The following is a 10,750-nucleotide window of genomic DNA, read 5'->3' on the forward strand; positions in this document are numbered from 1 at the left end:
CCTACGCGGACGGCGACGCACGCCGCCTGCTCAACACCTACGAGAACGTGGTGCGCATGGTCGGCACGGCCACTGCGCTGGATGAAGCGGCACTGGAGCGCAGCCTGGGTGCGCAGCTGCGCCGCTACGACAAGGGCGGCGAGCAGTTCTACGACACCATTTCGGCGCTGCACAAGTCGGTGCGTGGCAGCAGCCCGGATGCGGCGCTGTACTGGTTCGCGCGCATGGTCGATGGCGGGGTCGATCCGCGTTACATCGCGCGGCGGCTGATCCGCATGGCCAGCGAGGACATCGGGCTGGCGGACCCGCGGGCACTGCGCCTGACGCTGGATGCCAGCGAGACCTACGAGCGGCTTGGCTCGCCTGAGGGCGAACTGGCGCTGGCGCAGGCCGTCGTCTATCTGGCGGTGGCGCCCAAGTCGAACGCGGTCTACACGGCGTGGAAGGCGGCGCGGGCCTTCGTGCAGCAGGATGGCTCGCAGCCGGTGCCGCTGCACCTGCGCAATGCGCCGACCAGGCTGATGAAGGACCTCGACTACGGTCGGAATTATCGGTATGCCCACGACGAGGCGGACGGATATCCGTCCGGCGAGCAGTACTTCCCGGATGCCCACGACCCCGCGCCGCGCTTCTATGCGCCGGTGGCCCGCGGGCTGGAGATCCGCATCGGCGAGAAACTGGCCCAATTGCGCCAACTCGACGACGAAGCGAAGAAAAACCGCTGAATCGCCGGCCATTGCCGGATGTTCTGCGGTTTTCATAGCGCAAACGCGCATCTTTTCCAGCATCTCCCCCGCCTAGAATCCGTGTGCGGAATGCCACGGCAGGATGTCACGACCCGCCGTGTGCTGGGTCAGGCAGCGGAACATGTCGCCTGGCACAGGCCTTGCGATATTGCCCGCAGCGGTCACAGGAGAGCTTGGAATGGATACCTTTGTACAGCAGATCATCAACGGTCTGGTGCTCGGGAGCATGTATGCCCTCGTCGCACTCGGCTACACGATGGTCTACGGCATCATCAGCCTGATCAACTTCGCCCACGGCGAGGTGCTCATGGTCGGCGCCATGGTCAGTTGGAGCGTGGCCATCGCGTTCCAGGAGGCGGGCTCGACCTTGCCGGGCTGGCTGATCATGTTCATCTCGGCGATCGCGGCGATCATCGCCTGCTCGCTGCTCAACTACGCGATCGAGAAGATCGCCTACCGGCCGCTGCGCAACGCGCCGCGCCTGGCGCCGCTGATCACCGCCATGGGCATGAGCCTGCTGCTGCAGACGCTGGCCATGATCATCTGGAAACCGAATCCCAAGCCCTACCCGCAGCTGCTGCCGGTGGAGGTCTACAACCTCTGGGAAGACGGCCCGGTCATCACGCTGACGCAGATCCTGATCCTGGTCATCACGGCGGTGGTGCTCACCGGCCTGCTGTGGCTGGTGAACAAGACCAAACTCGGCCGCGCCATGCGCGCCACGGCCGAGAATCCGCGTGTCGCCGGCCTCATGGGCGTGCGCCCGGACCACATCATCAGCACCACGTTCGTGATCGGCGCGGCGCTGGCCGCCATCGCCGGCATCATGTGGGCCGCCAACTACGGCACGCTGCAGCACAGCATGGGCTTCATGCCCGGCCTGAAGGCGTTCACTGCGGCGGTGTTCGGCGGCATTGGCAACCTGACCGGCGCGATGGTCGGCGGCGTGCTGCTCGGCCTGATCGAAGCCGTCGGCGCGGGCTACCTCGGCGATCTCACGGGCGGTGTCTTCGGCAGCCAGTACGTCGAGATCTTCGCCTTCCTCGTCCTGATCCTGGTGCTCACCATGCGACCGTCCGGCCTGATGGGCGAACGCGTGGCTGATCGCGCCTGAGGAGACCACACACATGACTTCCATGGACAAGACCAAGCAGTGGATCGTGTTCGGACTGGCCGCAGCCCTGCTGCTGGCGCTGCCGCTGTTCGCGGCGCAGTTCGGGCAAGGCTGGGTGCGCATCATGGCGCTGGCGCTGCTGTACGTGATGCTCTCGCTCGGCCTGAACATCGTCGTCGGCTTCGCCGGCCTGCTCGACCTGGGCTATGTCGCCTTCTACGCGGTGGGGGCCTACCTCTACGCGCTGCTGGCCTCGCCCCACCTTTCGGACAACTTCGAGTGGATCAAGGCGATGTTCCCGAACGGGCTGCACATGCCGATCTGGGCAGTCGTGCCCGTGGCGGCGGGGGTGGCGGCGTTCTTCGGCATGGTGCTGGGCGCGCCGACGCTCAAGCTGCGCGGTGACTACCTGGCCATCGTCACGCTGGGCTTCGGCGAGATCATCCGGGTGTTCATGAACAACCTGGAGTACCCGCTCAACATCACCAACGGCCCGCGCGGCATCAGCCAGATCGATCCGATGAACTTCTTCGGCTTCAGCTTCGGCCAGCCGGTGGACCTGTTCGGACACACCTTCCCGCCCGTGGTGCTGTACTACTACCTGTTCCTGGTGCTGGTGGTGCTGACGGTGATCGTCTGCCGCCGTCTGGAAGTCTCGCGCATCGGCCGCGCCTGGATGGCCATCCGCGAGGACGAGATCGCCGCCAAGGCGATGGGCCTGAACACCCGCAACCTCAAGCTGCTGGCCTTCGGCATGGGCGCCACCTTCGGTGGGGTGTCGGGCGCCATGTTCGCGGCCTTCCAGGGCTTCATCTCGCCGGAGTCGTTCACGCTGGCCGAGTCGGTGATGATCGTGGCGATGGTGGTGCTGGGCGGCATCGGCCACATCCCCGGTGTGATCCTGGGCGCGCTGCTGCTGTCGGCGCTGCCGGAAGTGCTGCGCTACGTCGCCGGTGACGTGCAGGCCATCACCGGTGGGCGCCTGGACGCGGCCATCCTGCGCCAGCTGCTGATCGCGCTGGCGATGATCACGATCATGCTGGTGCGCCAGCGCGGTCTGTGGCCCGCGCCCGAGCACGGCAAGGCTGCCCCGGTGGCCAAGTGAAGTGAAGCGAACAGGAGCCATCACCCCATGAGCAAGAACACCTCGGACATCGTCCTGGAAGTCAAGGGCGTCTCCAAGCGCTTCGGCGGCCTGCAGGCGCTCTCGGACGTCGGCATCACCATCCACAAGGGCCAGGTCTACGGCCTGATCGGCCCGAACGGCGCTGGCAAGACAACCTTCTTCAACGTCATCACCGGCCTCTACACGCCGGATGGCGGCACCTTCCACCTCGGCGGTGCGCCCTACACGCCGACCGCGGTGCATGAAGTGGCGGCGGCGGGCATTGCACGCACCTTCCAGAACATCCGGCTCTTCCCCGAGATGACCGCGCTGGAGAACGTCATGGTCGGGCGCCACGTGCGCTCGCATTCCGGGCTGATCGGCGCCGTCTTCCGCACCCCGGCGTTCAAGGCCGAGGAGGCGGCGATCGCCAAGCGTGCGCAGGAGCTGCTCGACTACGTCGGCATCGGCAAGTTCGCCGATTACAAGGCACGCACGCTGTCCTACGGCGACCAGCGCCGCCTGGAGATCGCCCGCGCGCTGGCCACCGATCCCAAGCTGATCGCGCTGGACGAGCCGGCCGCCGGCATGAACGCCACCGAGAAGGTCGTGCTGCGCGAGCTGATCGACCAGATCCGCAAGGACGGCCGCACCATCCTGATCATCGAGCACGACGTCAAGCTGGTGATGGGCCTGTGCGACCGGCTGACCGTGCTCGACTACGGCAAGCAGATCGCCGAAGGCACACCGGCCGAGGTGCAGAAGAACGAGAAGGTGATCGAGGCCTACCTGGGCAGCGGTCACAAGGCCCACTGAACGCAGCAGGACATCCCCACCCATGGCAAGCGCAACTGCAACGAAACAGACCAGCGGCCAGGTCCTGCTGAGCATCGAGAACCTGAAGGTCGCCTATGGCGGCATCCAGGCCGTCAAGGGCGTGACCCTCGAAGTCCGCGAAGGTGAACTCGTCAGCCTGATCGGCGCCAACGGCGCCGGCAAGACCACCTCGCTGAAGGCGGTCACCGGCATCCAGCCGATCGCCGAGGGCGACGTGAAGTACCTGGGCAAGAGCCTGAAAGGGCAGGGTGCCTGGGACTTGGCCAAGCAGGGGCTGGTGATGATTCCCGAAGGCCGTGGCACCTTCACCCGGATGACGATCACCGAGAACCTGCAGATGGGCGCCTACACGCGCGACGACAAGGAGATCGATGCCGACATCGAGAAGGTGTTCAGCATCTTCCCGCGCCTGAAGGAGCGCCGCGACCAGCTCGCCGGCACGATGTCCGGCGGCGAGCAGCAGATGCTGGCGATGGGCCGGGCGCTGATGGCGCGTCCCAAGGTGCTGCTGCTGGACGAGCCCTCGATGGGCCTGTCGCCGATCATGGTCGACAAGATCTTCGAGGTCGTCGGCGACATCCACAAGCAGGGCGTGACCATGCTGCTGGTCGAGCAGAACGCCAGCCGCGCGCTGGCCGTGGCCGACCGGGGCTACGTGATGGAGTCCGGGCTGATCACGATGACCGGGCAGGGGCAGCAATTGCTGGCCGACCCGAAGGTGCGGGCGGCGTACCTCGGGGAGTGACCTCGGCGGCGGCCCTCGGCATGGCTGGCGGCGGGACCATGGGATGATCCCCGCCCGAAATGATCAACCGCCGATGTCGGCCGCTTCCATGTCCCGTCCTGTCTCTTTCCCGCGGCGCCTGTCTGCGCTGCTGTCGACCGCCTGCCTGACGGCGTTGCTGGCCCATGGCGTCCAGGCCCGCACCGCGGCCGCCGCAGCGGCTGGCTATGCCACCTTCGCGCCAGGTGCGTCCTATGCCCTGTGTTTCGTGCCCGATGGCGTGCCGTGCGAGACGCTGCTGGTCGACACGATCAATGCCACCCAGCGCAGCCTGCGCATCCAGGCCTATTCCTTCACCAGCGTGCCCATCGCCCAGGCCGTCAAGCACGCCAGGGACCGTGGTGTCGACGTGCAGGTCATCGTCGACAAGAGCCAGGTCGGCGAGAGGTACACCAGCGCCACCTTCCTCAAGAATTCGGGCATTCCCGTTGTCGTAGACACCAGGCCGGCCATTGCCCACAACAAGGTGATGATCTTCGATGGCCGGGCGGTCTTCACGGGGTCGTTCAACTTCACCAAGTCCGCGCAGGAGCGCAATGCCGAGAATGGCCTGCTCGTCCGCGACGACCCGGCGCTGGTCAAGGCCTATGCCGACAACTGGCTGAACCGTTTCAATCTGTCCACCCCCTACTGACCATTCTGGAACGGACATGCGCATCGTCCACAACCCGGACCACCGCCTGCACACGGCCCGCCACGAGATGTACCGTGGCCGTCTCGTGCCCTGCCATGAAACGCCGGATCGGCTGGACCATGTGCTGGCCGCTCTGCAGCAGCAGCCGGCGGGCCCGCTGTGCTTGCCGGGTGCGGTGTCGGACGAGACGCTGGCCGTGGTCCACCGCCCAGGCTATCTGGCGTTTCTCGCCGGGGCCTGGGACGACTGGGTGGCACTCGATCCAGCCAACGCCGCGCTCGACATCCTGCCCTCGGTGTGGCCGGTGCGCGGGTTCCGGCATGACGTGGTGCCGCACCACTTCGCGGCGCGCCTCGGCCTGTATTCGTTTGATGCCGGCAGTCCCATGGTGGCCGGCACCTGGGCTGCGGCGCGGGCCGGTGCGGCGTGTGCGGTGACGGCCGCCCGAGCGGTGGCCGCGGGTGAGCGCAGTGCGCTGGCGCTGACCCGGCCGCCGGGCCACCACGCGGGTCCGGATTTCTTCGGTGGCTATTGCTTCCTCAACAACGCCGCACTCGCCGCGCAGGCGTTGCGCGAGGGTGGCGCGGCGCGGGTGGCCGTGCTCGATGTCGACTACCACCACGGCAACGGCACGCAGACGATCTTCTACGACCGCGACGACGTGCTGACGGTCTCGCTCCACGGCGATCCGATGACCGAATACCCCTTCTTCCTCGGCCACGCCGACGAACGTGGGGAGGGCGCTGGCGTGGGCGGCAACCTCAACCTGCCGCTGCCCCGCGGCACCTCGGCCGCCACCTGGTTCGACACGCTCGACCATGCCGCGCAGGCTGTCGGGCGGTTCCAGCCCGATGCGCTGGTGGTGGCGCTCGGTGTCGATACCTTCGAGGGCGATCCCATCTCCGGCTTCCACCTGCGCAGCGCCGACTACCTGCGCCTCGGCGAGCGGCTGGCGCGGCTGGGGCTGCCGACGGTGTTCACGATGGAAGGCGGCTACGCCGTGGCCGAGGTCGGCGTCCATGTCGTCAACGTGCTGCATGGCTTCGAGGCACGGGCGCGGTAGGCTTGCGGCCTTGTCCACACCGCACGACCTCGACCTGGGAGCTGTCCGCCATGTCCTCATCCCTCTGCCTTGTCCCGGCTGCCCTGGTGGCGCTGGTCCTGTCCGGCTGTGGCGGCAGCGCCGGCACCACCGGCGGCGCCAGTGACACCGGCGCCAGCGCCGATTTCACCACGGCCGCCAGCACGCTCTACGCCGCCCGGCCGGACACCACCCTCTGCCGCGCCGGCACGCTCGCGGCCACGGAAACCGCCAGCGCCCTGGCCGCCGTCAACGCCATCCGGGCTGCGCACGGTCTGGCCGCCGTGGCCTACGACGCGGCGGGCGACAACGAGGTGATGCAGATCTCGCTGATGTCGGTCGTCAACAGCGCGCTCAGCCACACACCGCCGAGCACCTGGGGGTGCTACAGCGCGGCGGGCCTGACGGGTGCCCAGACCAGCAACCTCTACCTCGGTGGCCCGAGCGCCTACCTGACGCTGGCCTCCTCGGCGTCGATCCTGGCCGGCTGGCTCGCCGACGTCGGCAGCGAGGCCACGCTCGGCCACCGCCGCTGGCTGCTCGACCCCTTCCTGAGGCAGATCGCCTTCGGCCGTGTCGATGCCCAGGCCGCCAGCGGTGTGCGCACCACAGGCGCGGCCATCAAGGTCATCTACGCCACCGACGAGGCCGGCCCGGTCACGCCCGACCATGTCGCCTACCCGGTCGGCGACTACAGGAAGGTCTACTTCCAGGGCAGCCCCATCCAGTCCTTCACCGCCATCGCCGACAAGACCAGCCGCAGCGCCAACGGCCTCGGCAAGGTCGACTACGGCGTCGCGACCGTCTCGGTGGTGCCCCGTGGCGGTGCCGCGCTGGCCGTCACGGAGGTCTCACCCGACTACGTCGGCTACGGGGTGCCCAACGTCCTGCGCTTTCGCGCCGCGGGCATCACCGCCGGCGTGTTCCATGACGTGACGGTGGCGAACGTGCGGGTGAACGGTGTGCTGCGGAACTACAGCTACACCTTCCGGCTGGTGGACTGAGGGGGGCGTGCGGGGCGTGCCAGGTTCCCGCGCAACGGTGTCAGCCCGTGTTGCGCAGGCCCGCCGCCACTCCGTTGATCGAGATGTGGATGCCGCGCTGCAGCCGTTCCAGCGTCGGGTCGCCCGCCGTCTTGGCGTCCGCCGGACGCTGCCGGTAGCGGCGCATCAGTTCGACCTGCAGGTGGTTCAGCGGGTCGAGGTAGGGGAAGCGGTGCTCGATCGAGCGGGCCAGCGTCGGGTTGTTGGCCAGGCGCTGGGTGTCGCCAGTGATCTGGTTGAGCACGTCGTTGGTGCGCTGCCATTCGGCTTCGATCGCTGCGAAGATCTTCTTGCCGAGCTTCTTGTCCTCGACCAGATCGAGGTAACGCGCCGCGATGCGCAGGTCGGTCTTGGCCAGCACCATGTCCAGGTTCGACAGCAGCGTGCGGAAGAACGGCCACTCCTTGCACATCTTCTGCAGCAGCGCGAGCCGCTCGGTGCGCTGCTTGTCGGTCTTGCCGTTGGCCAGATACGCCTCCACCGCCGAGCCGAAGCCGCACCAGCCCGGCAGCGCGACGCGGCACTGGCCCCACGAGAAGCCCCACGGGATCGCGCGCAGGTCTTCGATCGCGCGCGTGGCCTTGCGGGACGCCGGGCGCGAGCCGATGTTCAGCTCGGCGATCTCGCGGATCGGCGTGGCGCTGAAGAAGTAGTCGGTGAAGCCCGGGGTCTCGTAGACCAGCGCGCGGTAGGCGGCCATGCTGGCTGCGGAGATCTCTGCGGCGGCGTCGAGGAAGCTGCGCGGGGCGCTCTTGGTGGGGTGCAGCAGCGTGGCTTCGAGCGTGGCCGCGACCAGTGTCTCCAGATTGCGCAGGCCGATCTCCGGGTGTGCATACTTCGACGCGATGACCTCACCCTGCTCGGTCAGGCGGATCTGGCCGTTCACGGTGCCCGGGGGCTGCGCGAGGATGGCCTGGTAGCTCGGGCCGCCGCCGCGTCCGACCGTGCCGCCGCGGCCGTGGAACAGGCGCAGCGTGATGCCGTGGCTGTGGCCGAGGGTGTCGAACAGCTCGACCAGCGCGAGTTCCGCCGCGTACAGCTCCCAGTTGCTGGTGAAGAAGCCACCGTCCTTGTTGCTGTCGGAGTAGCCGAGCATGATGTCCTGCTCCGCGCCCGAGCGCTGCACCAGCCCTGCGATCCCCGGCAGCGCATAGAACTGCTGCATGATCGGCGCGGCGTTGCGCAGGTCGCCGATGGTCTCGAACAGCGGCACGACGATCAGGTCGTTGCGCGCGGCGTCGCTGTCCAGCGTGCCCCGCAGCAGACCGACTTCCTTCTGCAGCACCAGCACTTCGAGCAGGTCGCTCACGTCCTCGGTGTGGCTGATGATGTAGTGGCGCAGCGCGTGGCGGCCGTAGCGGGCCAGCATGGTGCGCGCCGTCTCGAAGATCGCCAGCTCGCTGCGGGCGTGCTCCGAATACTCGGCGCCGATCACGCGCAGCGAGCGAGCGTCGTTCAGCACGCGCATGAGCAGTTCGCGCCGGCCGGCTTCGTCGAGCGCGCTGTAGTCGGCCTCGATGCGTGCGGTGCGCAGCAGCTCGGCCACCACTTCCTCGTGCTTGTCGGAACTCTGGCGCAGGTCGACGGTGGCCAGATGGAAGCCGAACACCTCGACGGCCCGCATCAGCGGCGCCAGGCGCGGGGCGATCAAGGCTTGGGCGTGGTGGTGCTTCAGCGACGCCTCGATCACCTTCAGATCGGCCAGGAACTCCTCGGCCGACGCATAGGGGTTCTGCGGTGCCACCGCGTGGCGCAGTGCCTCGGTGCCAGTCAGCGCCTGCAGCGTGGCGGCCAGCCGGGCATAGACGCCGATCAGGGCGCGGCGATACGGCTCGTCCTCGCGGTGCGCGTTCTGGTCCGGCGAGCGCTCGGCCAGTGCGGCCATGTCGGGCGTGATCGGCGCCAGCAGCAGCGACATCGACAGCTCGGCACCCAGCTCGTGCGCCTCGGTCAGGTAATGGCGCAGCACGGTTTCGCTCTGGCGCGACAGGGCGAGCTGGAGCGTCTCGGCGGTGACGAAGGGGTTGCCGTCGCGGTCGCCGCCGATCCAGTTGCCCATGCGGAAGAAGTTGGCGATCGGGCGGCCGGGCAGGGCGTTCTCGACCTCGCGGTACATCTTCGGGATCTGGCGCAGGAAGGTGCTGCGGTAGTAGGACAGCGCGTTCTCGATCTCGTCCGAGACGGTCAGCTTGGTGTAGCGCAGCATCCGCGTCTGCCAGAGCTGGGTGACGCGGGCGGTGAGCATGGTCTCGTTGTCGCTGCGCTCGCGGGCGGTGTGCAGGCCATCGCGCTCGCCGATCAGCTCGGCCACGGCGCGCTCGGCGTCGAGGATGGACTTGCGCTGCACCTCGGTCGGGTGCGCGGTGAGCACGGGCGAGATGTGCGCGTGGTCCAGCGTGCGGGCGATGTCGTCGGCGCGGATGTCGGCATCGGCCAGGCGCTCGAAGGTCATCGCCAGCGAGCCTTCCTGCAGGTGGCCCTGGCGCTCGTGCACGTCGCGGCGGCGCACATGGTGGCGGTCCTCGGCGATGTTGGCCAGGTGCGAGAAGTAGCTGAAGGCGCGGATGACGCTGACGGTCTGGTCCACCGAGAGGTTCTTCAGCAGCCGGTCCAGCGCCTTGCCGGCGGTGGCGTCCTGCTTCAGGCGGTAGGCGACCGAGAGCTGGCGGATCTTCTCGACCAGCTCGTAGGCGGCTTTGCCCTCCTGCTCGCGGATCACGTCGCCGAGGATGCGCCCGAGCAGGCGGATGTCCTCGACGAGGGGGCGGTTCTTCTCGGCCGCGTCGGCCGGGGTGCTGGCCTCGACCACGGTATCTGGAGCGGCAACGGGGCCGGGCGAGCGGGAGCGGGCGGCGCGGGGCATTGAAACCTCGAAGTCGTTGGATTGGTAATCTGGTTACGCGACAAATCTTAGCATCGCATGTTTCGCATCGTATGACGAAATGAGCAAGTTCGAGGCCAGCCGCGGGTCGGTGGTGGTCGGCGGTGATGCGGGAGAATGTCGGGATGAACACACTGTCGCCTTCCTGCACCATTGCCACCCGTGAAAGCCGCCTGGCCCTGTGGCAGGCCGAACATGTCCAGGCGCTGCTGCGCACGCGCTTCGGCTGGACGGTCGATCTGCTGGGCATGACGACCCGCGGGGACCAGATCCTCGACCGCGCGCTGTCCAAGGTGGGCGGCAAGGGGCTGTTCGTCAAGGAACTCGAAGTCGCGTTGGAGGAGGGCCGCGCGCACCTCGCCGTGCATTCGCTCAAGGACGTGCCGATGGAGCTGCCTGCAGGCTTCACGCTGTGCACCGTTCTGGAGCGCGAGGACCCGCGCGATGCCTGGGTGTCGAACCATTTCGAGTCGGTGCAGGCGCTGCCGCTGGGTGCGAAGGTCGGTACATCGAGCCTGCGCCGCG

General features: G+C 67.9%; 9 protein-coding genes and 1 pseudogene. 9 read left to right on the plus strand and 1 reads right to left on the minus strand.

The genetic code is table 11. The features are described from left to right. The 8 genes from AB3X43_RS06030 to AB3X43_RS06065 form a co-directional block, all read left to right on the plus strand. On the plus strand, positions 1–725 hold a 725-nt coding region (locus AB3X43_RS06030; protein ID WP_473965067.1), incomplete at its 5' end, for an AAA family ATPase. Positions 726–924: 199 nt separating this feature from the next. After that, positions 925–1,860: a branched-chain amino acid ABC transporter permease gene (locus AB3X43_RS06035; protein WP_369428963.1), complete on the plus strand. Its 936-nt coding sequence runs from the start codon at positions 925–927 to the stop codon at positions 1,858–1,860. 22 nt (positions 1,861–1,882) lie between these two features. Further along, positions 1,883–2,965 (plus strand): ABC transporter permease subunit, encoded by a 1,083-nt coding sequence (locus tag AB3X43_RS06040; protein ID WP_369428970.1) that lies wholly within the window; start codon positions 1,883–1,885, stop codon positions 2,963–2,965. Positions 2,966–2,992: 27 nt separating this feature from the next. Then, positions 2,993–3,781, plus strand: a complete 789-nt coding sequence (locus tag AB3X43_RS06045) for an ABC transporter ATP-binding protein (protein WP_369428964.1) — start codon at positions 2,993–2,995, stop codon at positions 3,779–3,781. A gap of 22 nt (positions 3,782–3,803) precedes the next feature. Next, on the plus strand, positions 3,804–4,547 hold the full coding sequence (locus AB3X43_RS06050) for an ABC transporter ATP-binding protein (RefSeq protein WP_369428965.1): 744 nt from the start codon (positions 3,804–3,806) through the stop codon (positions 4,545–4,547). Positions 4,548–4,635: 88 nt separating this feature from the next. After that, entirely contained in the window at positions 4,636–5,220 is a 585-nt protein-coding gene (locus AB3X43_RS06055) for a phospholipase D family nuclease (protein WP_369428966.1), read from the plus strand. A 16-nt stretch (positions 5,221–5,236) separates the two neighbouring features. After that, the gene (locus AB3X43_RS06060; RefSeq protein WP_369428967.1) at positions 5,237–6,283 is read left to right on the plus strand and encodes a histone deacetylase family protein; all 1,047 of its coding nucleotides are present in this window, start codon (positions 5,237–5,239) and stop codon (positions 6,281–6,283) included. Between the two features lie 50 nt (positions 6,284–6,333). Continuing rightward, positions 6,334–7,305: a CAP domain-containing protein gene (locus AB3X43_RS06065; protein ID WP_369428968.1), complete on the plus strand. Its 972-nt coding sequence runs from the start codon at positions 6,334–6,336 to the stop codon at positions 7,303–7,305. Positions 7,306–7,345: 40 nt separating this feature from the next. Here AB3X43_RS06065 and ppc read toward each other — a convergent pair whose 3' ends face one another. Then, entirely contained in the window at positions 7,346–10,207 is a 2,862-nt protein-coding gene (gene ppc / locus AB3X43_RS06070; protein ID WP_369428969.1) for a phosphoenolpyruvate carboxylase, read from the minus strand. 143 nt (positions 10,208–10,350) lie between these two features. Here ppc and AB3X43_RS06075 point away from each other — a divergent pair. Next, a pseudogene (locus AB3X43_RS06075) lies at positions 10,351–10,750 on the plus strand (hydroxymethylbilane synthase); the annotation flags it as partial.

Source organism: Sphaerotilus sp., assembly GCF_041083715.1.
Taxonomy (GTDB): domain Bacteria; phylum Pseudomonadota; class Gammaproteobacteria; order Burkholderiales; family Burkholderiaceae_C; genus Sphaerotilus.